The 23,979-nt window shown below is 70.9% G+C and carries 21 protein-coding genes; 16 read left to right on the top strand and 5 right to left on the bottom strand.

The genetic code is table 11. The features are described 5' to 3' along the window. The first annotated feature begins 132 nt into the window (after positions 1-132). Both AC07F3_RS22335 and AC07F3_RS22330 read left to right on the top strand, forming a co-directional pair. Positions 133-1,713 (top strand): acyl-CoA mutase large subunit family protein, encoded by a 1,581-nt coding sequence (locus AC07F3_RS22335; RefSeq protein WP_479116211.1) that lies wholly within the window; start codon positions 133-135, stop codon positions 1,711-1,713. 100 nt (positions 1,714-1,813) lie between these two features. After that, entirely contained in the window at positions 1,814-2,398 is a 585-nt protein-coding gene (locus AC07F3_RS22330; protein WP_479116210.1) for a Uma2 family endonuclease, read from the top strand. Positions 2,399-2,416: 18 nt separating this feature from the next. Here AC07F3_RS22330 and AC07F3_RS22325 read toward each other — a convergent pair whose 3' ends face one another. The 3 genes from AC07F3_RS22325 to AC07F3_RS22315 all read right to left on the bottom strand — a co-directional run bounded on the left by AC07F3_RS22325 (position 2,417) and on the right by AC07F3_RS22315 (position 5,798). Next, positions 2,417-3,568, bottom strand: a complete 1,152-nt coding sequence (locus AC07F3_RS22325) for an acyltransferase family protein (protein ID WP_479116209.1) — start codon at positions 3,566-3,568, stop codon at positions 2,417-2,419. 182 nt (positions 3,569-3,750) lie between these two features. Beyond that, entirely contained in the window at positions 3,751-4,239 is a 489-nt protein-coding gene (locus AC07F3_RS22320) for a MarR family winged helix-turn-helix transcriptional regulator (RefSeq protein WP_479116208.1), read from the bottom strand. Between the two features lie 35 nt (positions 4,240-4,274). After that, positions 4,275-5,798, bottom strand: coding sequence for an FAD-dependent monooxygenase (locus AC07F3_RS22315; protein ID WP_479116207.1), 1,524 nt, complete (start codon positions 5,796-5,798; stop codon positions 4,275-4,277). A 38-nt stretch (positions 5,799-5,836) separates the two neighbouring features. On the opposite strand from AC07F3_RS22315, the gene AC07F3_RS22310 reads away from it, so the two are divergent. Then, complete coding sequence (locus tag AC07F3_RS22310; protein ID WP_479116206.1) at positions 5,837-6,484, top strand: TetR/AcrR family transcriptional regulator C-terminal domain-containing protein; 648 nt, start codon at positions 5,837-5,839, stop codon at positions 6,482-6,484. A 268-nt stretch (positions 6,485-6,752) separates the two neighbouring features. Beyond that, entirely contained in the window at positions 6,753-7,025 is a 273-nt protein-coding gene (locus AC07F3_RS22305) for a hypothetical protein (RefSeq protein WP_479116205.1), read from the top strand. Between the two features lie 299 nt (positions 7,026-7,324). On the opposite strand, the gene AC07F3_RS22300 is transcribed toward AC07F3_RS22305, so the two are convergent. After that, positions 7,325-8,650: an alpha-2,8-polysialyltransferase family protein gene (locus AC07F3_RS22300; protein ID WP_479116204.1), complete on the bottom strand. Its 1,326-nt coding sequence runs from the start codon at positions 8,648-8,650 to the stop codon at positions 7,325-7,327. Next, a complete protein-coding gene (locus AC07F3_RS22295) occupies positions 8,650-9,633 on the bottom strand; it encodes a glycosyltransferase family 2 protein (RefSeq protein ID WP_479116203.1) in 984 nt (327 codons plus the stop codon). Before AC07F3_RS22295 ends, AC07F3_RS22300 begins: the two co-directional genes overlap by 1 nt. Positions 9,634-9,821: 188 nt before the next feature. On the opposite strand from AC07F3_RS22295, the gene AC07F3_RS22290 reads away from it, so the two are divergent. The 12 genes from AC07F3_RS22290 to AC07F3_RS22235 all read left to right on the top strand — a co-directional run bounded on the left by AC07F3_RS22290 (position 9,822) and on the right by AC07F3_RS22235 (position 23,976). Next, entirely contained in the window at positions 9,822-11,183 is a 1,362-nt protein-coding gene (locus AC07F3_RS22290; RefSeq protein ID WP_479116202.1) for a DUF6716 putative glycosyltransferase, read from the top strand. Continuing rightward, positions 11,183-12,472 (top strand): cytidylyltransferase domain-containing protein, encoded by a 1,290-nt coding sequence (locus AC07F3_RS22285; RefSeq protein ID WP_479116201.1) that lies wholly within the window; start codon positions 11,183-11,185, stop codon positions 12,470-12,472. Before AC07F3_RS22290 ends, AC07F3_RS22285 begins: the two co-directional genes overlap by 1 nt. A gap of 15 nt (positions 12,473-12,487) precedes the next feature. Beyond that, positions 12,488-13,441, top strand: coding sequence for an N-acetylneuraminate synthase family protein (locus tag AC07F3_RS22280; RefSeq protein ID WP_479116200.1), 954 nt, complete (start codon positions 12,488-12,490; stop codon positions 13,439-13,441). A gap of 15 nt (positions 13,442-13,456) precedes the next feature. Further along, complete coding sequence (locus AC07F3_RS22275; protein WP_479116199.1) at positions 13,457-14,548, top strand: hypothetical protein; 1,092 nt, start codon at positions 13,457-13,459, stop codon at positions 14,546-14,548. Between the two features lie 240 nt (positions 14,549-14,788). After that, positions 14,789-16,015: an amidohydrolase gene (locus AC07F3_RS22270; RefSeq protein ID WP_479116282.1), complete on the top strand. Its 1,227-nt coding sequence runs from the start codon at positions 14,789-14,791 to the stop codon at positions 16,013-16,015. Between the two features lie 140 nt (positions 16,016-16,155). Then, positions 16,156-17,217 (top strand): BMP family lipoprotein, encoded by a 1,062-nt coding sequence (locus tag AC07F3_RS22265; RefSeq protein WP_469491125.1) that lies wholly within the window; start codon positions 16,156-16,158, stop codon positions 17,215-17,217. Between the two features lie 228 nt (positions 17,218-17,445). Continuing rightward, positions 17,446-19,011, top strand: a complete 1,566-nt coding sequence (locus AC07F3_RS22260) for an ABC transporter ATP-binding protein (protein ID WP_479116281.1) — start codon at positions 17,446-17,448, stop codon at positions 19,009-19,011. Next, on the top strand, positions 19,008-20,132 hold the full coding sequence (locus AC07F3_RS22255; RefSeq protein ID WP_479116198.1) for an ABC transporter permease: 1,125 nt from the start codon (positions 19,008-19,010) through the stop codon (positions 20,130-20,132). The genes AC07F3_RS22260 and AC07F3_RS22255 overlap by 4 nt, the downstream gene beginning before the upstream one ends. Next, entirely contained in the window at positions 20,129-21,418 is a 1,290-nt protein-coding gene (locus AC07F3_RS22250) for an ABC transporter permease (protein WP_479116197.1), read from the top strand. The genes AC07F3_RS22255 and AC07F3_RS22250 overlap by 4 nt, the downstream gene beginning before the upstream one ends. After that, a complete protein-coding gene (locus AC07F3_RS22245; protein ID WP_479116196.1) occupies positions 21,415-21,801 on the top strand; it encodes a cytidine deaminase in 387 nt (128 codons plus the stop codon). The genes AC07F3_RS22250 and AC07F3_RS22245 overlap by 4 nt, the downstream gene beginning before the upstream one ends. 99 nt (positions 21,802-21,900) lie before the next feature. After that, a complete protein-coding gene (locus tag AC07F3_RS22240) occupies positions 21,901-23,178 on the top strand; it encodes a thymidine phosphorylase (protein WP_479116195.1) in 1,278 nt (425 codons plus the stop codon). Positions 23,179-23,295: 117 nt separating this feature from the next. After that, entirely contained in the window at positions 23,296-23,976 is a 681-nt protein-coding gene (locus AC07F3_RS22235) for a Uma2 family endonuclease (protein ID WP_479116194.1), read from the top strand. The last annotated feature ends 3 nt before the right edge of the window (positions 23,977-23,979 follow it).

Below are 23,979 nucleotides of genomic sequence, written 5' to 3'. Positions count from 1 at the left end.
AAGCATTCGGTCGCATCACGGAGGCTGTGAGCAAGCTCCCAGCGTGCGCCTCTCCACCCGCCGCACGCCCGCCGCTACAGTCCGTCGCGAGGGTTGGACCAGCCAGTAGAGCTCTAGCGGGAGGCACAGCACATGGCGCGCGAGTCGGAATCCGGGTTGCCCATCGAGCCGGTCTACGGGCCGGAGACCCTCGCCGGATGGGATCCCGCCGAGAAGCTGGGCGAGCCCGGCTCGTACCCCTTCACGCGCGGTGTGTATCCGTCGATGTACACGGGCCGGCCGTGGACGATGCGGCAGTACGCGGGCTTCGGCACGGCTGTCGAGTCCAACGCCCGGTACAAGCAGCTGATCGCGAACGGCACGATGGGTCTCTCGGTCGCCTTCGACCTGCCCACGCAGATGGGCCACGACTCGGACGCGCCGATCGCCTCCGGCGAGGTCGGCAAGGTCGGCGTCGCCATCGACTCGGTCGACGACATGCGCATCCTGTTCGGCGGGATCCCGCTGGACAAGGTGTCGACGTCGATGACGATCAACGCGCCCGCCGCCCTGCTGCTCCTGATGTATCAACTGGTGGGCGAGGAGCAGGGGGTTGCGGCGGATCAGTTGACGGGCACGATCCAGAACGATGTGCTGAAGGAGTACATCGCGCGGGGTACGTACATCTTCCCGCCGAAGCCGTCGTTGCGGCTGATCGCGGACATCTTCAAGTACTGCAAGGCCGAGATCCCGAAGTGGAACACCATCTCGATCTCCGGGTACCACATGGCCGAGGCGGGTGCCTCGCCCGCGCAGGAGATCGCCTTCACGCTGGCCGACGGCATCGAGTACGTACGCACCGCGGTCGCCGCGGGCATGGACGTGGACGACTTCGCGCCGCGTCTGTCCTTCTTCTTCGTCTCGCGCACCACGATCCTGGAAGAGGTCGCCAAGTTCCGTGCCGCGCGCCGCATTTGGGCCAAGGTGATGCGGGAGGAGTTCGGTGCGAAGAACCCCAAGTCGCTGATGCTGCGCTTCCACACCCAGACCGCGGGCGTGCAGCTCACCGCGCAGCAGCCCGAGGTCAACCTGGTCCGTGTCGCTGTCCAGGGTCTGGCGGCGGTGCTGGGCGGCACGCAGTCGCTGCACACCAACTCCTTCGACGAGGCGATCGCGCTGCCCACCGACAAGAGCGCCCGCCTGGCCCTGCGCACCCAGCAGGTCCTGGCGTACGAGACGGACGTGACCGCCACCGTCGACCCCTTCGCCGGGTCGTACGTCGTCGAGAGGATGACCGACGAGGTGGAGGCTGCGGCCGTCGAACTCATGCAGAAGGTCGAGGAGTTGGGCGGCGCGGTCAGTGCGATCGAGCACGGCTTCCAGAAGGGCGAGATCGAGCGCTCCGCCTACCGCATCGCCCAGGAGACCGACTCCGGCGAACGCGTCGTGGTCGGCGTCAACCGCTTCCAGATCGAGACCGAGGACCCCTACGAACCGCTCCGCGTCGACCCGGCCATCGAAGCCCAGCAGGCGGCCCGGCTGGCCACCCTGCGCGCCGAGCGCGACCAGGCAGCGGTCGACGCGGCGCTGGCCGAACTGAAGAAGGCGGCCGAGGGCGACGACAACGTCCTCTACCCGATGAAGGACGCCTTGAAGGCCCGCGCCACGGTGGGCGAGGTCTGCAACGCGCTGCGCGAGGTGTGGGGGACCTACGTGCCCACGGACGCGTTCTAGGGGGAGCCCGAGGACGCGTCCCCCTACGAGTGACCGGAGGCGGAACCAGGACGCCTCCGGTTACTCTCGGTGGAGAGTGGTCTCCCGAATGGAGGATGCCGTGGCCGTAATACTGAACGAGATGACGATCGGCGAAGCCGCCGACCGCCTCTCGGAGGCGCTGCCCGGACATCGCGTGGAGGTCCTCAAGGGGAGCATCGTCGTGACACCACCGCCTGACGGCCCGCATCAAGAGGCATTGGACGAGGTCGCCTACCTGTTCCGCCAGGCCGGGGGCCGGGACGCGGGCCTCAAGTCACTCCAGGGCATCGGCGTCTGGCTCGGTACGGGGCCCGACGACTACGCCGAGCCGGACTGGGCCATCGTCGACGCCGACTACAAGGATGCCCTGGTCACGAAGAACTGCTACGCGGCGAACGTCTTCCGCCTCGTCCTGGAGGTGACGTCGTCCAACTGGGGCAACGACCTGGTCACCAAGGCCGAGACGTACGCGGAGGCCCGGATCCCGGTGTACGTCGTCGCCGACCGCAAGCACGGCGAGGTCCTGGTGCTCACGGATCCGGTGGGGGACACGTATCGGACCCGCTCCCGCTACGAGCGGGGCGCGACCGTGGTCCTGCCCTCGTCCGTGGGGTTCGCCCTGGAGCTTCCCGTCGACGTTCTGCTCGACGGGGACGGCGACTGACCGGTCGGGGCGGCCCGGTCAGGACGGTGTGGGGGTCCGGGTCAGGGATCGGCGCAGCAGCGGCGTCGCCCAGCGCTCCACGTACCGGTTGAGCAGCCAGGCCAGGAGCAGCATCGCCGCGATGGTGAGGGCGAAGGTGGCCGGGGCGGGGATGTGCAGATCCTTGTGCAGCACGCCGACGACCACCCAGCCCAGGTGTTCGTGGACCAGGTAGAACGGGTAGGTGAGGGCCCCCGCCACGGTGAGCCAGCTCCAGTTCGCCCAGCGGAACCAGCCGAGCGCGATGGCGCCGACCAGTACGAATCCCAGGGTGACGATGGCGATGATCACCGAGGCGTGCCGGTTGGAGAAGGCCGCCGGGTTCGGCTTGTGCCACAGGCCCGCGACCGCCCAGTGCTGGCCGATCGCCCAGCTGACCGCGACGATGCCCCACGCGGTGACGTCGCGCCGGTTGCGGTGCAGCAGGTACAGGCCCATGCCGCCGATGAAGAAGGGCGCGTACTCGGGCATGAACACGGCGTCCAGGAACGGCTGTTTGGTCGTCGCGGTGAGCGCGGCCGCGAGCGTCCAGCCCGCGCAGAACAGCACGACGCGGCGACGGGTCGCGCCCGGCAGGACGACGCACAGGGCGAACAGGGCGTAGAAGCGCAGCTCGGCCCAGAGTGTCCAGCACACCCCGAGCACCCGGTGCACGCCGACCGGCATCTGGAGCATGGTCAGGTTCACCAGGAACTCGCTGGGCGTGACCGTTCTGTAGACGACCCACGGCAGCGCGAACACCGCGGTGACGATGACCAGCGCCGCCCAGTACGCCGGGTAGAGCCGGGCCACGCGCGAGGCGAAGAACGAGCGCAGGGGGCGGCCCCACCCGCTCATGCAGATGACGAAGCCGCTGATGACGAAGAAGATCTGCACGCCGAGGCAGCCGTAGGAGAACCACTCGTGGGTGGCCGGGAACAGCTTCTTGGGCGAGGCGCCCCAGCCCTTGCTGATGTCGCCGGACCGGCCGCCGTAGTGGTACAGCGCGACCATGAGGGCGGCGACCAGGCGCAGCCCGTCGAGCGCGCGGAGCCGGGAGACCGGGGCCGCGACCGGCGCGCGGCCGGCCGCCGGTGCCGGCCGCGGCTGACCGCCGGCGTCGCTTCGTACCCGCGGCAGGGTGTTGGTCACGGCTTTCCTCTTCCCGGCGTCCCGCTGCGGCCCGTCGGGCCTTGGCGTCGACAGAGTAGGACCGCCGCGGCCCGGAATAGGGGCCGCGGCGGTGGTGTTCCGCTGTCCGACGCGGCCCGTTCACCTCGTGCCGGAACGGGTTTGCCTGGGCGTCGATTTCGCCGTCGGGCGAGGCCCGCCGCTCAGTGGTGCCAGGCCTTGCCGTCCACGTTGTGGATCATGCGCTGGAGGACCTTGAGGGTGCGGACGTACTCCTCGTCCGTGATCCCGGCGTGGATCCGCTCACGCGTCTCGCCCTGCCGGGCGGCGCCCGTCGCGCGCAACTCCCGTCCCGCGTCCGTGAGTTCGAGGAACTCGGCGGGATCCTGGGTGAGCAGACCGCGGGCCACGAGTTCGTCGATGCCGTCCCCGATGACCGGGGCGCCCGCGTCCAGATAGCCCTTGAGGACGGCCACCACCTCGGCGCGCGGACGGCCGTCCGCCGCCTGGTTGAGGATCCACCACTGGGGCTGGGTGAGGCCCAGCTCCGCGAGCATGGCGCGGATGTGGGTGACCACCGCGATGTGGGCGGCCCAGCTCCAGTAGCCGATCGGCTGGGCGGCGAGCCCGGCGTCGTCGTGGGAGTAGGTGAAAGCGTCGGTTGGCGGGGTGGCCCGCGTGTCGGTGTCCATGGCTCAGGACCGTAGGACCTCAACCGCGCTTGAGGTCAAGGGCGTTGGGCGGCGCCCACTGCCGCGAGGTAGTCGTCGAGCCCGGTGGCGTCCTCGCCCGCCCAGCCGACGTAGCCGTCCGGGCGGACCAGGAACAGTCCGCGGCCGTACGCCGCGTACGGGGCCAGCTCGTACGTCCGCACCAGGTCCCCGGCGACGGCGGGGGCGGGGGTGTCGAAGGCGAGCAGGGTGAAGTGCGGGCCGCGCAGCAGGTCGAAGACCCTGCCTTCGGGCAGCCTGCCGTCCGGGGCGCGGTCACCGGCCTCCAGGGCGCCCGCCCGGCCCGTGGCGAGTGAGCCGCCGCGGTAGCCGAGGCCGAGCTGGCGGACCTCGGTGCCGCGCCGGCTGTTCCCGCCGATGACGCCCGTGCGGTGCAGCCGCGTGCTCATGCCGAGCACTCCCGCCGCGATGGGGCGGCGCTCCTCCTCGTAGCTGTCGAGCAGGCCCTCCGGGGCGCCGTGGCGGAGTACCTGGGCGAGCTTCCAGCCCAGGTTGTAGGCGTCCTGGACGCTGGTGTTGAGACCCTGGCCGCCGGCCGGGGAGTGGATGTGCGCGGCGTCGCCCGCGAGGAGGACGCGGCCCTCGCGGTAGCGGTCGGCGAGGGCCGCGCGGGGGCGGAAGTCGGAGGCCCAGTGCACCGTGGCGATCTGGTCCGCGGTGACGGCGGTGCGGGCGGCGACCAGCTTGCGTACGCCCGCGTCGGTCGTGTCCGGGACGGCGTCCTCGTCGGCGTACTGGGCGATCAGCTGGAACAGGCCCGCCTCGCCGGGCAGCGGGCAGAGCACCGCCCCGCCGTCCGGACCGCCGCTCCACACGTGCCAGTTGCGGTCGTCGACGACCGCGTCCGGGGTCACGCTCAGGTCCGCGACGAGCATCGGCTTGGGGTCGACGCTCTCGCCGTGCAGGGCGATGCCCAGGGCGCGCCGGAGGCCGGAGCGGCCGCCGTCGCCCGCGACGAGGTAGCGGGCGCGGACGGTCCGCCCGTCGGCGAAGGTCGCGGTGACGCCCTCGGAGTCCTGGGCGACCGCGGTCACCTCGGCGTTGAACACCACGTCCCGGCCGAGGCTCCTGAGGTGCGCGTACAGCAGCTCCTGGAAGCGGGCCTGGCCCAGGAGCAGGGTGTTGGCGTAGGGGGCCTGCTCGGTGGGTTCCGCGGGCGCGATCATGTCCCACTCGCGGCCGGGCTCGGTGCCGCCGGGGCCCGCCCATTCGCGCATCCGCGGGTAGTCGCGGCCCGCCTCCAGCGCGGCGTCGACGAGCCCGAGGTCGTCGAGCACCTCCAGGGTGCGGGGTTGTATGCCCTTGCCGCGCGAGCCGGGGAAGAGCCGGTCCGCCTTCTCGACGAGCAGGGCGGGGACGCCGCGGCGGGCCAGGTCGATGGCGAGGGTCAGGCCGGTGGGCCCGGCGCCGACGACGAGGACCTCGGTGGTGACGGGGAGCGGGCTCGCCGCGGCGGCGGTCGTGATGGTGGTCGCCGCAGCGGTGGCCGGGACCGTTTCCTTAACGCCGTTAAGTTCCATGTCCGGAAGCATCGACTTAACGGTGTTAAGTTGTCAAGGTGGCTACGACGAAGATCGACCGGACGCAGGTCGCCGACACCGCGCTGCGGCTCCTGAACGAGCTGGGCCTGGACGGCCTCACGCTGCGCGCCATCGCGAAGGAACTCGGCGTCCAGGCGCCCGCGCTGTACTGGCACTTCAAGAACAAGGAGGCACTGCTCGACGAGATGGCGACGGTCATGTACCGCCGTCTCATGGCGGACGGCGTGCCCGGCGCGGACGCGGACAGCTGGCAGGACATGATCCGGGGGGCCAACCGCGCCCTGCGGGCCATGGTGCTCGGCTACCGCGACGGCGCGAAGGTGTACGGAGGCGCCCGCTTTACCGGCACCGACCACGCGGAATCCCTGGAGGCGTACATCGGGACGCTGGTGCGGGCGGGCTTCGAACCCCGGGACGCGACGCGCGCCCTGGCGACGTCGTACGCGTACACCATGGGCTTCGTCGCCGAGGAGCAGGGCACGCGGCCGCGTCCGGGCGAGCGGGGCCCGGGGATCGACGTGGCCGACCGCGCGGTGCGGCTGGCCGCCTACCCGCTGGCCGCGGCGGCGGGAACGGAGCTCTTCGAGCACCTCGACGAGCGGTTCGACGAGGGTCTCGACGTGCTGGTGGCGGGCATCGAGGCGACCTATCCCCGGCGGGGCTGATCCGGCGCGGTCCAGCGGCTGTGCGACCCCGTGGAATGACCCTTCGGGGCGCACGGGAAGGCGGCTGCCGGGGAATTGGGCATGCCATCAATGTGAGGGTGAATAAGAGGGGCGCTTTTTCGGGGGCGTGCGTGGTTTAACTCGCAACCTCTTTGCGCTCCCGCGCGCCGCACCGTTCCTTGAATTCCGCCGGGGCCGTCGATACATCGGTGATAAAACTGTCGTTGTCCAGCTCGTCGGATGGTTCTACTAAAGCAAAGGTGGAGTCATGATTTCAGGTATCAAGCGAGCGATCGCTCTCGGCACCGCTACCGCCGCCCTCACCGCGGGAGTGGCTTTCTCCTCGGTCGGTGTCGCGGAAGCCGCGCCCTCCCACGCGGTCGCCGTCGCGGCGTTCCACGGGGGCAAGGAGAGGTGCCACGTGGTCAAGGGGTACTGGACGAAGACCTGGCACAAGCCCACTCGCGACCGGCACGGCAAGGTCCACCCCGGGTACTGGACGAAGACCTGGCACAAGGCGCGCAAGGTCTGCTCCCGCTGATTCGGGTGACCGTCGCAAAGAGTATGTGAGACCTCTTCAAAAAGGTCGTCAAAATGGGTGCGGGGCCTCCAGGAGAAAACCTCCGGGAGGCCCCGCACCCCTTTCCCGGCCCGATTCTGTGAATGCGCTGTGAATTGCCCGAGTCATGGGCTCGCGGTCGAAATATCTCTTCTTTTGTTTCCGAGCCCGAGGTGATGTGGGGCCCTTGGGGCTGAGGGGGCCCGAGTCGAATGCCCGGTTCATCGCTCGGGATTGCGGAAATCCTCTCATCGGGCGCGGGCAGAAAACGCGCCCCCGCCCTACGCCCCCCGCCGCACCACCGCCCGGGCCCGCCGGGCCACCCGGCGCACCGTCGCGTTGCGCGGGATGAAGGCCAGCTGGGACGGGATCGCGCCCGGCAGGGCGAGCGCGGTCAGGCGGCGGCGCTTGAAGTACCGCCAGGTGTGCGCGTCCAGGGATCGCGCCAGGTACTGCTCGGCCGCACCCCGCAGATCCGGGCGCAGCTCCGGCTGCATGGCGTAGCCCACCGCGCCGAGCAGCCCGGCCAGGTCCACGAAGGGGGTCGAGACCTCCCCCTCCAGGGGCGGGAGCAGCGCGTCGGCGATGGTCACCGGCACCCGGTTGCTGTTCTGGTAGGGCGCGAGCCGGTCCAGGAGGAGCTCGGTGCCGACCCGGGCGACCGGGATGTCGTAGAACGTCGACGCCGTGAGCAGCGCCGTGGAGAAACAGCCCACCACGAGCGCGGGGGAGATCCGCTCGTACAGCACCTCGGCCAGCAGCGGCCGCTCCAGCACGGTCAGTCGAACCTCCAGCGCCTGCGCCTCGCGGGTCAGGGCGTGTGACCACGCGGGCGGCGCCGAGGGATGCGGCTTGAAGACGATCCGGCGGTACCCCCGCTTCGCCGCACCCCGCAGCATGCGCAGGTGAAGCTGCTCCTCCTGCTCCGGCGTGAGGATGGACAGCGCGGAGAGGTACTGGCCGAGGAGCAGCGCCACCGGCTCGTTCGCGTCGGCGGTCACCTCCAACTCGGCTTCCGCAGCCGCCAGTTCACCCACGGTCTTGATGAACGCCGCCGTCGGCACCGTCTCGCTCCGCACCCCGAACTCGCCCAGCAGCAGTGGCCTGAGGCCCGGGACCAGATCCAGGTGGAGCACCCGCCGGACCCGTGACCCGATCAACGGGTCGAGCTTGTTGCGGGTGGGGCCGTACGTCATCAGGCCGTCCGCGTACACGGTCAGGGGTGCGTCCGGGAAGATCTGGGCGACCGCCTGGGCCGGGTTCACCTGGATGGACTCCAGAGCGAGCTCGACCCGGTCGTCGCCGAGGCCCCACAGGGCCCTCAACTGCCGCTCCCACAAAGGGACATCGTCCGGGCGGGGCGACCAACCGCCCGGATGGAAGGGGGCGATGGTGTCGTTCCAGGAGAGCACCCCGTCGAAGCGGCCGCGCAACTGCGCGAAGCCCGGCATGGTGTCGAGCGGGGCCGAAGTCTCCGGCACGGGCGCGTTGTTGCTGACGAGCAGCAGCCGGCGGTCCGCGGCCGGAAAGCAGTCGCTGTCGAGCGCTGCGGCCAGCGTGGCCACCCCGTACAGCGTCGACGCCGCGAAGATCTGGGTCGTGGGCATCAGGCGGCCGCCCCCGCCGAGGAGACGGCCGGGCGGTGGCGCAGTCGGCGCAGGCGGGCGGCGCGGCGGGAGTCCATCGAGTTCAGCGCGTCCTTGAGGTGGTCCTGCGGCATCCGCCGCAGGGCGGCCGCACTCATGGTCCGCAGTTTTCTCGCCACGGCCGGTTCGAACCTTTCGATGGTGCTCATGTGGTGGGAAATGATCGCGCAATACGTCCGTACCGCTTTCGGCAGCAGTTCGGCCGCGTCCGGGTCCTTCGCCGTGTCGGCGATTACCTGGTCGAAAGCGCGAATGAAATCGAGTTGTCGCACATCACCGATTTGAGTCAGTGAGGACGCGACCCCGCGGCGGTAGAAGACGCCGAGTTGTCCGGTCACCGCGAACGACTCCGCCTCGCGGTGCAGCCGCCAGATCCACGGCCGGTCCTCGGCGGTGCGCAGGCCGTCCGTGAAGTGCAGCAGACCGCGCTCGGCGAGCCTGCGGTGGTACATCCCGGCCCAGGCGTACGCGTAGTCCACCGAGGTCGAGCGGGTGGTGGGCAGTATGGCGTCCCGCGGCGACATCACCTCCCCGCGCCGGCCGTGCGGAACGCGGTGCACCGTGCGCTCCTGGCCGGTCACCTGGACGTGGTCGGTGCGGATGAAGTCGCACCCCAACTCCTCGATGGAGGACAGGAGTTGGGCGAAGTGGCCGGGCGCCAGCCAGTCGTCGCCGTCCAGGTACGTCAGGTATTCGCCGCGGGCCGCGTCCAGGCCGGTGTTGCGCGCGGTGGCGAGGCCGCCGTTGCGTTCGTGTCTCAGCAGCACCGCCCCCGGCAGCTCGCGCTCGGCGCGTTCGAGCAGCTCGATCGTGCCGTCCGACGAGCAGTCGTCGACGAGCAGGAACTCGAAGTCGTCGCGGGCGTTGGCGCGCAGACTTCGCAGGGTGTCGGGTGCGTAGGCGCGCACGTTGTAGAACGGCACGATGACGGAGAGCTTGACCACGGCGGTGACGCTATGGCGGCCGCCCGTCATTCGTCCTGTCCGGGACAGGGATGCGGGGTGAACGAAGAATGGCGGGACTGTTAACCGGCCCGTCCGCCCGTCCCGCACGCCTTTCGTAGTTGCGCTGTTAACCAGTTGTTGCAGTCGAGTTGGGCCGCGAATCCGCGGGGCTTTCTAGTTTCTACGGCGTGCCATCACGTACCGATTCAAGGCTGCGGATCGCGGTTCTCGCGGATTCGGACACCCGGTGGAAATGGGGTGCGCTCACCGCGCGCCGCCTCGTCGAACAGGCGCCCGGGGCCGAAGCCGCCGCCCCGGCGCCCGCCGCCCCCGAGCTCGACGGCTTCCTGCTGCGCGGCCGCGCCACCCCCACCCCTCGCCAGCTCGCCGAGGTGGGGGTCGCCACGGACGCCCTGCGTGAAGTGACGATGGCCCAATTCCTCGACGCGGCAAGTAAGTTGGACTCGGCGGACGCGTACGACGTCATCGTGCTCGCGCTCGTCGGCGGCGCCGCCCAGGCCGCGCTGCACGGGCTCGCCGCCCGGTGGCCGGGGCACACCCGGCGGCCCGTGATCGTCACCGGCTATGTGGGCGTCGTCTACGAGAAGCTCGCCGACGGTCTGCTCCTGCGGCACGGCGCGGACGTCGTGCTCGCCAACTCCCGCCACGACGCGGCGCGTTTCCGCGCGGTGTACGAGGGGGTGGGCGCGGACGCGTCCGCCGTTACGGAGGCCGCCCTGCCTTTCCTCGGCGGCGCCGCCTACGCGCCGGAGCCCGGCCGCGACACGGTCGTCTTCGCCGCCCAGCCCTCGGTGCCGGAGAGCCGCGCCGACCGGCAGTACCTGCTGCGCCGCCTGGTCGAGCACGCCCGGCGCCACCCCGGCCGCGAGGTCGTCCTCAAGCTCCGCTCCAAGCCCGGCGAGCACACCACGCACCTTGAGGAACACCCCTTCCAGAAGCTCGCCAAGGGCCTGGAGCTGCCGCCCAACTTCTCGCTCGCGTACGGGAACATGGGCGAGATCCTGGACCGCGCCGACCTCCTGGTGACCGTCTCCTCGACCGCCGCACTGGAGTCCCTGCACCGCTCGGTGCCCACGGCCGTCCTCACCGACCTCGGCGTCCGCGAGGTCCTCGGCAACCACCACTTCCTCGGCTCCGGCTGCCTCGCCTCCTGGGACCGGCTCGACGCCGGACACCGGCCCACCCCCGACGCCGACTGGCTCGCCGCCCAGGGCGTGGCCCCGGGCGAGGCCTACCACCGCGCCTTCGATCAAGTACGGGCGCGCATGGGCGAGTTGCTCGCAGAGGAAAGCCTGCCGCCCATCGCGCCCTACTACACCGCCGCCACCGCGCCCGGCTACCTCCCGGGCATCCTCGCCCGCCACCACCTCGCGCCCGACGGCACCCCGCTGCCGGGCGCGGCCCCCGCGCACGAGCCGACCGGCCTGCGCCGACTGGTCCGGGACGCCGTGCGCGACGCGGCCCGCGGCGCCTACCGCCACGGCGTACAGCGGGTCGCGCCCGTGATCCGCCGGATGGGAGAACTGTGATGCCCCCGACCAACGGCGCCACCGACGCCGCGAACCGGCCCGCCCCGCGGCCCCCCGCGCCCACCGCGCCTCCCAAGGTCCTTGCCGTCATCCCGGCCCGGGGCGGCTCCAAGGGCGTGCCCGGCAAGAACCTTGCCCCCGTCGCCGGGGTGCCGCTCGTGGTGCGGGCCGTGCTCGCCTGCCGCGCCGCCCGCCACGTCACCGACGTCGTCGTCTCCACCGACGATCCGGCGATCGCGGCCGCGGCCCGCTCGGCCGGCGCCGAGGTGGCCGACCGCCCGGCCGGGATCTCGGGCGACACCGCCACCAGCGAGGCCGCCGTGCTGCACGCCCTGGACGCGTACCCGGCCACCGACGTGGTGCTGCTCGTGCAGTGCACCAGCCCGTTCCTGACCCGCGAGGACGTCGAGGGCGTGGCGGCCGCCGTCGTCGAGGACGGCGCCCAGAGCGCGGTGACCGTCGCCCCCTTCCACGGCTTCCTGTGGCGCGAGGGCGAACTCGGCGAGGGCCAGGGCATGGGCCACGACAAGTCGGTCCGCCCGCGCCGCCAGGACCGCCCGCAGGACTTCCTGGAGACCGGCGCCGCGTACGCCATGGACGCCGAGGGCTTCCGCACGCACAAGCACCGCTTCTTCGGCCGCACCGCGCTCGTGCGCACCGACCCCGCCCGGGTCCTGGAGATCGACGAGCCGCACGACCTGGAGCGGGCCCGCGCGCTCGCCCCGCTCCTGGACCGCCCGGCCACCCCGGCCCGCGACGACGTCGACGCGGTCGTCCTCGACTTCGACGGCACCCAGACCGACGACCGGGTCCTCATCGACTCCGAGGGCCGCGAACTCGTCGCCGTGCACCGGGGCGACGGCCTCGGCATCGCCGCCCTGCGCCGGGCCGGACTCAAGCTGCTCATCCTGTCCACCGAGCAGAACCCGGTCGTCGCCGCCCGCGCGCGCAAGCTGAGGATCCCCGTGCTGCACGGCATCGACCGCAAGGACCTCGCCCTCAAGCAGTGGTGCGAGGACGAGGGCGTCGACCCCCAGCGCGTGCTCTACGCCGGCAACGACGTCAACGACCTGCCCTGCTTCGCGCTCGCCGGCTGGCCCGTCGCCGTCGCGGACGCCCACGACGCGGTGCGCGCCGCCGCGCGCGCCGTCACCCGCACCCCCGGCGGCGAAGGAGCGGTCCGCGAGATCGCCGCCTGGCTCCTCGGACCCGAGCTCGACCCCACCCCGCGGGCCCCGCGCCTTCCCCAGACCCACCGGGCCCCGCAGTCCGACCACACCCCCGCTTAGCTAAGGAACACCCTCATGAGCAACCGTCTGCGCACCCTCGGCAGCCGCACCGCAGGACCGGGCCACCCCGTCTACGTGACCGGCGAGATCGGCATCAACCACAACGGCGACCTCGACAAGGCGATCGCCCTGATCGACGCCGCCGCCGACGCGGGCTGCGACGCGGTCAAGTTCCAGAAGCGCACCCCGGAGATCTGCACCCCGCGCGACCAGTGGGACATCGAGCGGGACACGCCGTGGGGCCGGATGACCTACATCGACTACCGCCACCGGGTGGAGTTCGGCGAGGCCGAGTACCGCGCCATCGACGAGCACTGCCGCACCCGCGGGATCGACTGGTTCGCCTCGCCGTGGGACACCGAGGCCGTCGCCTTCCTGGAGAAGTTCGACGTCCCGGCCCACAAGGTGGCCTCCGCCTCGCTCACCGACGACGAGCTCCTGCGCGCCCTGCGCGCCACCGGGCGTACGGTCATCCTCTCCACCGGCATGTCCACGCCGAAGCAGATCCGGCACGCGGTGGAGGTGCTCGGCAGCGACAACATCCTTCTGTGCCACGCCACTTCGACCTACCCGGCCAAGGCCGAGGAGCTCAACCTGCGCGTGATCAACAGCCTGATGGCCGAGTACCCCAACGTGCCGATCGGCTACAGCGGCCACGAGACGGGCCTCCAGACCACCCTCGCCGCGGTCGCCCTCGGCGCCGCCTTCGTCGAGCGCCACATCACCCTCGACCGCGCCATGTGGGGCTCCGACCAGGCCGCCTCCGTCGAGCCCGGCGGCCTCACCCGCCTGGTCCGCGACATCCGCACCATCGAGGCCGCGCTCGGCGACGGCGTCAAGAAGGTGTACGACTCCGAGCTCGCCCCCATGAAGAAGCTGCGCCGCGTCGCCGGGGTCGTCGCCCAGGCGGAGGCCGCCGAGGCCGCCGACGTCCACGCCGCCGGGGGCCGCGCTCCGGCCGCGGTCTGAGGGGGCGGGCCCGCCGTGCCTCGGGACACCTCCGCCACCGTCGCCTTCGTGGAGAGCCCGGTCCAGCTGCTCAACGTCCTGGAGTGGGCCCATTCGCCGGGTCCGCTGCTCGACGGCGTACCCGCGCAGCAGCGTCCCGGGGCGCCGGACCTGTCGGAGCTGACCGTCGTCGTGCTCTCGCCGACCGACCCCATGTCGCGCGGCCAGCTGCGCCGGATGGCCGAACTCGCCCGCGACGCGGGCACCCGGGTGCGCTGGGAGGAGGCCCGCGGCGGGCTCACCGCCCCGCTGCACACGATAGGCGGGCTCACCCCGATGCTGCGGCGGGCCGACCGGATCGTCATGGGCGACCCGTTCTCGCGCTACGTACAGCTGCTGCTCACCGTCGCCCGCGCCCGTGACCTGGTGGTCGTCGACGACGGGACGGCCACCATGGAGTTCGTCTCCCAACTCGCCCGCGGCGAACGCCTGGTGCGCTGGCACCGGCGGGGCAGCCGGGCCGGCGCGCGCGACCTGCTGTTCGCGCCGGTCTCCGCGGCGGCCCGCCGCCGGCTCACCCCCGCGCCCCGCCGCGACGTCGAGGTGTTCAGCGCGATGCCGGTCGAGGCGCCCGAGGGCATCACCGTCACCCCCAACACCTTTGGCTGGACCCGGGCGAACTTCGGGCCGCCGCGCCTGACCAAGGGCGCCGACCTGGTGGGCACCTCCCTGGTGGAGACCGGCGTCGTCGACCCGGAGAGCTATCTCGCCGCCGTCGGCATGCTGGCCCGGGCCCACGGCGTGACCCGGTACTTCGCGCACCGCAGGGAGTCCGCCGAGAAGCTGCACACCCTGCACGCGCGCACCGGCCTGGAGGTCGTACGCCCCGACCTGCCGCTCGAACTCATAGCACGCCGGGGGCCGGTGGGCCGGACCGTCCTGAGCTTCCCCTCCACCGTCGTCCACACGCTTCCGCTCGCGCTCGCGGGCACCGGCGTCTCCGTGGTGGTCTGCGACATCGACCCGCGCTGGCTCACGGACAAGGCCTCACCTCGGGCGCAGGGCTTCCTCGACGGGGTGACCGGGACGGCCCGAGCGGCCCACGGCCTCGCCACGGTGGCGGCCTAGCCGGGATCTTCGCGCTGCGGTTCGCGCCCGCGTCTCCTACCCTGGGGAGTACGCCCCCTCATCCTCGGGGGGGGAACGCCAGTTCCAGGGCATCGGGCACAAGGACGAAATAGTTTACCCAGCCCACGCGATCGGCATGCGCCAGGCGACCAGGTTTCTTTCCCCTATGCGGCTGAACTTTTGTTGATCGCGCGCCAGTTGACCCTTCAAGAGGCCTACCCTCAACGAGTGAACCAGTTGATGTCCCGTGAGTCGTACGAAGCCGATCTGCCCGGCGAAGCACCGCTGCCCGGCGAGCTGAGCGAGGCCCTGTGTGCCGAACTCATCGCCTTCCGCCGGGACTTGCACATGCATCCCGAGCTCGGCAACCAGGAGTTCCGGACCACCGCGGCGATCAAGGCCCGGCTCGAGGCGGCCGGGCTCGAACCGCGCGTGCTGCCGTCCGGCACCGGGCTCATGTGCGACATCGGGACCTGGGACGGCGTACACCCGATGCTCGCCATCCGGGCGGACATCGACGCGCTGCCCATCCCCGACGCCAAGGCGGGCGTGCCCTACCGCTCCACCGTCCCCGACCGCGCCCACGCCTGCGGCCACGACGTGCACACCACCACCGTCCTCGGCACGGGCCTGGTCCTCGCCGAACTGGACCGTGAGGGGCTGCTGCCCGCGCCCGTGCGGCTGGTCTTCCAGCCCGCCGAGGAGGTGCTGCCCGGCGGCGCCGCCGACGCCATCGTGGCGGGCGTCCTCGACGGGGTGGGCCGCATCATCGCGGTGCACTGCGACCCGCGCGTGGACGCGGGCCGGATCGGGCTGCGCCACGGCGCCATCACCTCCGCCTGCGACCGCCTCGAAGTCTTCCTGGACGGCCCCGGCGGGCACACCGCGCGCCCGCACCTGACCACCGACCTGGTGACCGCCGTCGCGCGGGTCGCCTCCGACGTGCCCGCGCTCCTCGCCCGCCGCATCGACGCCCGCGCCGGGCTCGCGCTCACCTGGGGCCGCATCGAGTCGGGCCACGCCTGCAACGTGATCCCGATGCACGCCGAGCTGGCCGGAACCGTGCGCTGCCTGGACCTCTCGGCGTGGCGCGACGCGCCCGACCTCGTACACGCCGCGATCGACGAAGTGGCCGCCCTGCACGGCGCCAAATCGGAGATCAACTACGTCCGCGGAGTGCCTCCGGTCGTCAACGATCCGGTCGTCACCGAGCTGCTCCGCGACGCCATGACGGCGCGCCGCGGACCGTATGCGATCGAGGACACGGAGCAGTCACTGGGTGGCGAGGACTTTTCGTGGTACCTGGAGCATGTACCTGGGGCGATGGCCCGCCTCGGGGTCCGTACGCCCGGCTCGAATGCCCGGCTTGACCTCCATCGGGGTGATTTCGACGCGGACGAAGCCGCCATCAAGGTCGGGGTGGAGCTGTTCACCGCCGCAGCGCTCCTGGATGGCAACCGCTCGTAACCGGACACTTCATCCCCTGTTCGCGGCGATTCGATAACGGCTTCCGAACAGGGCTTTACGCGACATCTACGCGCGTTACGATCCGACGCGAAACCAGCGCCGGTAGGGGCGCCTCGGTTCAGGTTTGAAGGGACCTCCTCTTGCGCCGGGTATCCAAGATCGCTGCGGCCGGTATCGCCACCGCCGCGCTCGCGCTTTCCGCCACCGCCTGTGGCTCCACGTCCTCCCAGAAGGACTCGGGCACCTCGTCGTCCTCCGCGGGCGGCAAGGGCGTCAAGATCGGTGTCGCGTACGACGTCGGCGGCCGTGGCGACCACTCGTTCAACGACTCCGCCGCGCGCGGCATCGACAAGGCCAAGTCCGAGTTCGGCGGCTCCGTCAAGGAGCTGACCGCCAAGACCACCGACACCGAGGCCGACCGCGAGCAGCGGCTGACCGACCTCGCGGGCGCGGGCTACAACCCGGTCATCGGCATCGGCTACGCCTACGCGAACTCGATGAAGAAGGTCGCGGGCAAGTACCCGAACGTCACCTTCGGCATCGTCGACTCGGTGGTCGAGGGTCCGAAGAACATCGACAACATCGTCTTCACCGAGGAGCAGGGCTCCTACCTCGCGGGTGTCGCCGCGGCGCTGAAGACCAAGACGAACCACGTCGGCTTCATCGGCGGCGTGGACGTCCCCCTGATCAAGAAGTTCGAGGCGGGCTTCAACCAGGGCGTCAAGGACACCAAGCCCGAGATCAAGGTCGACAACCAGTACCTGTCGCACGGCTCGGACACCTCCGGCTTCGCCAGCCCCGACAAGGGCAAGGAAGCCGCGCAGGGCATGCTCGACAACGGCGCCGACGTGATCTACACCGCCGCCGGTTCCTCCGGCACCGGTGCGATCGAGGCCGTCGCGGGCAAGAAGGGCGCCTGGGCGATCGGTGTCGACTCCGACCAGTACCAGCAGGCCTCGCTCGACAAGTACAAGAACTCGATCCTGACCTCGGTCGTCAAGAACGTCGACATCGGCGTCTACGACCTGATCAAGTCGATCAAGGACGGCAAGCCGCTGGTCGGCACCAACAGCTACCCGCTGGCCAAGAACGGCGTCTCGCTCGCCACCAGCGGCGGCTTCATCGCCGACATCCAGCCGCAGCTCGACGCGGCCAAGAAGAAGATCGTCGACGGTTCGATCAAGGTCAAGACGACCCCGTGACCCACGGCGGTCGCTGACCGCCTCCCGTCACAACCGGCCCGGTGAGCAGGGACCGCCCTGCCCACCGGGCCGTAACGAAGTGTCAACTCTACGCGCGTAGGCCGGAGTTGGCGCGCCAGGAGTGTGCTGAACTACTACGCCGGGAGCCCGGCGTGGCACATCAGTACGCTTCCCGGCTTCCCCGGAAGCTCCCCGCCCCCCTGCTCCTGCCCACGAGGAGAGTGCGCCATCAACGCGTCCAGCCCTCCCGCCGTCGAACTGCGCGGCATCACCAAACGATTCCCCGGTGTCGTCGCCAACAAGGACATCGACATCACCGTCCGCAAGGGCACCGTGCACGCCCTGTGCGGTGAGAACGGCGCCGGCAAGTCGACCCTGATGAAGATCCTCTACGGCATGCAGAAGCCGGACGAGGGCACCATCACCATCGACGGCGCCCAGGCGTCCTTCTCCAGCCCGGCCGACGCCATCGCGCTCGGCATCGGCATGGTCCACCAGCACTTCATGCTGGCCGACAACCTGACCGTCCTGGAGAACGTCGTCCTCGGCGGCGAGAAGCTGTACGGCATCGGCTCCAAGGCCCGCAACAAGATCAAGGAGATCTCGGACGCGTACGGCCTCGGGGTCCGCCCGGACGCCCTCGTCGAGGACCTCGGGGTCGCCGACCGCCAGCGCGTGGAGATCCTCAAGGTCCTCTACCGCGGCGCGCGCACCCTCATCCTGGACGAGCCGACCGCGGTCCTGGTCCCGCAGGAGGTCGAGGCGCTCTTCGACAACCTGCGCGAGCTCAAGGCCGAGGGCCTGACCGTCATCTTCATCTCGCACAAGCTGGGCGAGGTGCTCTCGGTCGCCGACGAGATCACGGTGATCCGGCGCGGCACCACGGTGGGCACCGCCGACCCGCGCACGACCACCACCAAGCAGCTCGCCGAGCTGATGGTGGGCAGCGAGCTGCCCTCGCCCGAGACGCGCGAGTCGACCGTCACCACGGTCCCGATGCTCCAGGTCGACGGCCTCAGGCTCGCGGCCACCGACCCCGACGGCGTGGTCCGCGAGGTGCTGTCCTCGGTCTCGTTCACGATCCACAAGGGCGAAGTCCTCGGCATCGCGGGCGTCGAGGGCAACGGCCAGGCCGAGCTCGTCGAGGCCATCATGGGCATGCGCATCCCCGACGGCGGTGTCATCACCCTCGACACCGCCGACATCTCCACGGCCCCCACGCGCAAGCGCCGCGAGGACGGCATCGGGTACATCCCCGAGGACCGCCACCGCCACGGCCTGCTCCTTGAGGCACCGCTGTGGGAGAACCGCATCCTCGGCCACGTCACCGAGAAGCCCAACTCCAAGGGCGCCCTCCTCGACAACAAGGCCGCCCGCACCGACACCGAGCGGATCGTGCGCGAGTACGACGTGCGCACCCCCGGCATCGAGGTCACCGCCGCGTCCCTGTCCGGCGGCAACCAGCAGAAGCTGATCGTCGGCCGGGAGATGAGCCACAACCCCAAGCTGCTGATCGCCGCGCACCCCACCCGGGGCGTGGACGTCGGCGCGCAGGCGCAGATCTGGGACCAGATCCGCGAGGCCCGCCGTGAGGGCCTCGCCGTACTCCTGATCTCCGCCGACCTGGACGAGCTGATCGGCCTGTCCGACACCCTGCGGGTGATGTACCGGGGCCGTCTGGTCGCCGACGCCGACCCCGCCACGATCACCCCCGAGGAACTGGGTTCCGCCATGACCGGTGCCGCCACCGGCCACCTGGAGCACCAGCAGAACACTGGGGGAGAGGACCGATGAAGAAGCTCACCTCCCGCATCGACAAGGAGAAGCTGCTCCTCGCGATCGCGGCCCCCGTGCTCGCGCTCGTCGCGGCCCTTGTCGTCACCGCGCTGGTCATCCTCGCCACCGGCAGGAACCCGTTCCCGGCCTTCAACGACATGCTGTCGTACGGCTCCGCGAGCGACAGCCAGGTCTACATCCTCAACAAGGCGACGACCTACTACCTCGCGGGCATCGCGGTGGCCATCGGCTTCCGGATGAACCTGTTCAACATCGGCGTCGACGGCCAGTACCGTCTCGCCGCGTTCCTCGCCGCGGTGGTCGGCGGCGCGCTGAGCCTGCCCGGCATCGTGCAGATCCCGGTCATCATCATCGTCGCCATGCTGGTCGGCGCGGTGTGGTCGGCGGTCGCGGGCATCCTGAAGGTGACCCGGGGCGTCAGCGAGGTCATCTCGACCATCATGCTGAACGCCATCGCGACCGCGATCATCGCCTATCTGCTCCAGCCCGACCGGCTCGGCCAGCTCGACGAGGCGGGCACGCTCGTCTCGACCAAGCCGCTGCCCAGCTCGTCGTGGTTCTTCACCATCGACATGGGCCCGGCCGGCCAGCTGTGGGGCTTCATCATCGTGGCCGCGCTCGTCGGCGTCGCGTACTGGTTCACGCTCGGCCGCACCCGCTTCGGCTTCGACCTGCGCGCGGTCGGCCAGTCCGAGTCCGCGGCCGCGGCCAGCGGTGCCAACGTCAAGAAGATGATCGTCACCAGCATGATCATCTCCGGTGCGGTGGCCGGTCTCGTCGGCATGCCGACGCTGCTCAACGACAGCCACCAGTTCGACAACAGCTTCCCGCTCGGACTCGGCTTCACCGGCATCGCCATCGCCCTGCTCGGCCGCAACCACCCGGTGGGCGTCGCGCTCGCCGCCCTGCTCTGGGGCTACCTGGAGCGCACCACCGGCCACTTCGAGGTGATCGGTTACGACAAGGAGATCCTCGGCGTGATCCAGGGCGTCATCGTCCTGTGCGTCGTGATCGCCTACGAACTCGTCCGCCGTTACGGCCTCAAGCGCCAGCAGCAGCGCGTCGGCGCCGAGCTCGCGGCCCAGGCCGCCAAGACCGAGACGGAGGTGACGGCATGAGCGTCACGACTGACACGACCACGACCCCACCGCCTCCGGCCGGGGTCAAGCGGGGCAACGCCAAACGCAAGTTCTCGCTCGCGCAGGTCCTGATGATCATCGCGGGGGCGCTGATCCTCGTCTCCGCCGTACGCATGATCACCGGGGCCGACCAGCTCACCAGCGAGGGGCAGATCAGCGCCGCGCTCGGGCTCGCCGTGCCGATCGGGCTCGCGGGCCTCGCCGGTCTGTGGTCCGAGCGGGCCGGCGTGGTCAACATCGGCCTCGAAGGCATGATGATCCTCGGCACCTTCGGCGCCGGCTGGGTCGGCTGGCAGTCCAGCCCCTGGCTCGGCCTGCTCGCCGGTGTCGGCTTCGGCGTCGTCGGCGGTCTGATCCACGCGGTCGCCACCGTCACCTTCGGCGTCGACCACATCGTCTCCGGTGTCGCGATCAACCTGCTCGCGCTCGGTGTGACGCAGTACCTCGCCAAGCTCTTCTTCAACGGCGGCGAGGCCCAGGTCAAGGGCGGCAACCCCAAGCAGTCGCCGCCGGCCGACTCGCTGCCGAGCTTCAGCATCCCGGGCCTGTCCTCCGGTTTGGAGTCGGTCCAGAACCACCACTGGTTCCTCGTCTCCGACGTCGCGGGCATCCTCGGCGGCCTCTTCACCGAGGTCTCCTGGGTCACCGTCATCGCCGTCGCGCTGTTCGTCGGCACCTGGTGGGTGCTGTGGAAGACGGCCTTCGGTCTGCGCCTGCGCTCCTGCGGCGAGAACCCGATCGCGGCCGAGTCCCTCGGCGTGAACGTGTACTCCTACAAGTACGCGGCGGTCGCCGTCTCGGGCGGCCTGGCCGGCCTCGGCGGCGCCTTCCTCGCCCTGGTCACCTCGCACATCTACCTGGAGAACCAGACCGGCGGCCGCGGTTACATCGGCCTCGCCGCGATGATCTTCGGCAACTGGCGTCCGGGCGGCCTCGCCATGGGCGCGGGCCTGTTCGGCTTCTCCGACGCGCTCCAGCTGCGCAACGGCGGCACCACCGTGCACGCCCTGCTGCTCCTGCTCGTGGTGCTGCTCGCGGCGCTGGCCGGCTGGAAGGCGTACAAGAAGGCGATGCTCCAGGCCGCGATCAGCGCGGTGATGGCCGTGCTGATCCTGGTCTGGTACCTGGTGACCGACGACGTGCCCGGCGACTTCGTCGGCGCGACCCCGTACGTCGTGACGCTGCTCGTCCTCTCGCTCTCCGCGCAGCGCCTGCGGATGCCCAAGGCCGACGGCATGCGCTACCGGAAGGGCCAGGGCAAGTGACGCCCGACTGGGAGGCGCTGCGCACGGCCGCGCGCGAGGCCATGTCCCGCGCGTACGCGCCGTACTCGGGCTACCCGGTCGGCGCGGCCGCCCTGGTCGACGACGGGCGCACCGTGACCGGCTGCAACGTGGAGAACGCCTCGTACGGCATCGGCCTGTGCGCCGAGTGCGGGCTCGTCTCGGCGCTCCAGCTCTCCGGCGGCGGCCGCCTGACGCACTTCACCTGCGTCGACGGCCACGGCGACGTCCTGGTGCCGTGCGGCCGCTGCCGCCAGCTCCTCTTCGAATTCGGCGGCCCGGAGCTCCTGTTGGAGACACCGGGGGGCATCCTCAAGCTGTCCGAGATGCTGCCCCAGGCCTTCGGCCCGGACCACCTGAAGTAACCCCGCGGCCCCCGCACCTGGTGCGGGGGCCGCTCTCTCAACACCCCTCTATGCGCGTAGAGTCGCGTACGTAACGTGCACCAAGCCGGAAGGAATGCCATGGACGTCATCTCCGTCATCCGCACCAAGCGAGACCGGGGCGAGCTGTCTCCCGAGCAGATCGACTGGGTCATCGACGCGTACACGCGCGGCGTGGTCGCCGACGAGCAGATGTCCGCCCTGGCCATGGCGATCCTCCTCAACGGCATGAACCGCACGGAGATCGCCCGCTGGACCGCGGCCATGATTGCCTCTGGCGAGCGCATGAACTTCGACTCGCTCTCGCGCCCGACCGCCGACAAGCACTCCACCGGCGGCGTCGGCGACAAGATCACCCTGCCGCTCGCCCCGCTGGTCGCGGCCTGCGGCGCGGCCGTGCCGCAGCTCTCGGGCCGGGGCCTCGGCCACACCGGCGGCACCCTGGACAAGCTGGAGTCGATCCCCGGCTGGCGCGCGCTGCTCTCCAACGAGGAGATGCTGAACGTCCTGGACACCACGGGCGCGGTCATCTGCGCGGCGGGCGACGGCCTGGCCCCCGCCGACAAGAAGCTGTACGCGCTGCGCGACGTGACCGGCACGGTGGAGGCGATCCCGCTGATCGCCTCGTCCATCATGTCGAAGAAGATCGCCGAGGGCACCGGCTCCCTGGTCCTGGACGTGAAGGTCGGCACCGGCGCCTTCATGAAGAACATCGAGGACGCGCGTGAACTCGCCTCCACGATGGTCGCGTTGGGCACGGACAGCGGCGTGAAGACGGTCGCCCTGCTCACCGACATGTCCACCCCGCTCGGCCTGACCGCGGGCAACGCGCTCGAAGTCCGGGAATCCGTCGAGGTGTTGGCGGGCGGCGGCCCTGCCGACGTCGTCGAGCTCACCATCGCGCTGGCCCGCGAGATGCTGGACGCGGCGGGCATCAAGGACGCCGACCCCGCGAAGGCGCTGGCCGACGGCTCCGCGATGGACGTGTGGCGCCGGATGATCGCGGCCCAGGGCGGCGACCCGGACGCGACCCTGCCCGTCGCCCGCGAGCAGCACGTCATCACCGCGGCGTCCTCGGGTGTCCTGACCCGGCTCGACGCGTACGACATCGGCGTGGCCGCCTGGCGTCTGGGCGCGGGCCGGGCCCGCAAGGAGGACCCGGTGCAAGCGGGCGCCGGCGTGGAGCTCCACGCCAAGCCCGGCGACACGGTCACCGCGGGCCAGCCCCTGCTGACCCTGCACACGGACACGCCGGAGAAGTTCGAGTACGCCCTGAAGTCGCTGGAGGGCTCGTACGACGTGGCCCCCGCCGGAACGGAGTTCTCGGCCAACCCGATCGTGCTGGAACGTATCGCCTGACCTGCGGTTCCGCGGGTCTCGCGGGGTTTCACGGAAACGGGTGAAGGGGGCCGGAAGCGCCATACCAGCCCCCTTCGGCGTGCTGAAGTCGGTCCCACCGATGCGAGGGAGACCGTCGTGAGCACACCCGTCGTCGACCCGGAGCCCGGCCAGGCATGGGACGACCTCGTCCGGCTCTGGTTGGCGACGGAGGCGCCCAAGGGGTGCAAAGTGGAGATCGTCGAAGGGGTCGTCACCGTCGCGCCCCTCGTGTCGGTCAACCACCACTGCATCGCCGACGAGACGCAGAGAGCCCTCTACCCGGCGATCCGCGAGGACTGGGGCATCTACCAGAGGCTCGCGCTGGCCGTCCCGTCCCGGTACGGCATGTACGTCCCCGACCTGCTGGTGTTGCGCAGAGCCCTCTTGGGCACCGGCCTCTTCACGTCCGCGCACGCGGCCGAGCTGGTCGTGGAGATCACCTCGGAACTCAACGCGGGCCACGACCGCATCCACAAGGCGGCGGGCTACGCGGAGGCCGACATCCCGCTCTACCTCCTCATCGACCGCTGGGCTCACGGGGGCCCCACGGTCACGCTCTACGGGGAGCCCGAGCACGATGTCTACCGTGTCCTCCAAACGGGCGGGTTCGGCGCGCTGATTCGCCTTCCCGAGCCGTTCGGGGTCGTTCTGGATTCGGGAGTGTTCCCCGTCGACCACGCAGGGCCCGACCCGTGTCTTCCTCGTACGGGTGAACGGGACCGGTGGACCTCCGCCGGTCCCGTTCGGCATGCTGGACTGCGTGACGAACCGACGTAGGGA

The organism is Streptomyces sp. NPDC045846, assembly GCF_056431605.1.
This window is presented reverse-complemented; position numbering and strand designations above follow the sequence as displayed.

Coding starts and splice junctions, on each gene's coding strand:
- AC07F3_RS22335 (WP_479116211.1), top strand. CDS start 133: ATGGCGCGCGAGTCGGAATCCGGGTTGCCCATCGAGCCGGTCTACGGG.
- AC07F3_RS22255 (WP_479116198.1), top strand. CDS start 19,008: ATGAAGAAGCTCACCTCCCGCATCGACAAGGAGAAGCTGCTCCTCGCG.
- AC07F3_RS22285 (WP_479116201.1), top strand. CDS start 11,183: ATGCCCCCGACCAACGGCGCCACCGACGCCGCGAACCGGCCCGCCCCG.
- AC07F3_RS22305 (WP_479116205.1), top strand. CDS start 6,753: ATGATTTCAGGTATCAAGCGAGCGATCGCTCTCGGCACCGCTACCGCC.
- AC07F3_RS22270 (WP_479116282.1), top strand. CDS start 14,789: ATGTCCCGTGAGTCGTACGAAGCCGATCTGCCCGGCGAAGCACCGCTG.
- AC07F3_RS22280 (WP_479116200.1), top strand. CDS start 12,488: ATGAGCAACCGTCTGCGCACCCTCGGCAGCCGCACCGCAGGACCGGGC.
- AC07F3_RS22320 (WP_479116208.1), bottom strand. CDS start 4,239: ATGGACACCGACACGCGGGCCACCCCGCCAACCGACGCTTTCACCTAC.
- AC07F3_RS22300 (WP_479116204.1), bottom strand. CDS start 8,650: ATGCCCACGACCCAGATCTTCGCGGCGTCGACGCTGTACGGGGTGGCC.
- AC07F3_RS22240 (WP_479116195.1), top strand. CDS start 21,901: ATGGACGTCATCTCCGTCATCCGCACCAAGCGAGACCGGGGCGAGCTG.
- AC07F3_RS22250 (WP_479116197.1), top strand. CDS start 20,129: ATGAGCGTCACGACTGACACGACCACGACCCCACCGCCTCCGGCCGGG.
- AC07F3_RS22315 (WP_479116207.1), bottom strand. CDS start 5,798: ATGGAACTTAACGGCGTTAAGGAAACGGTCCCGGCCACCGCTGCGGCG.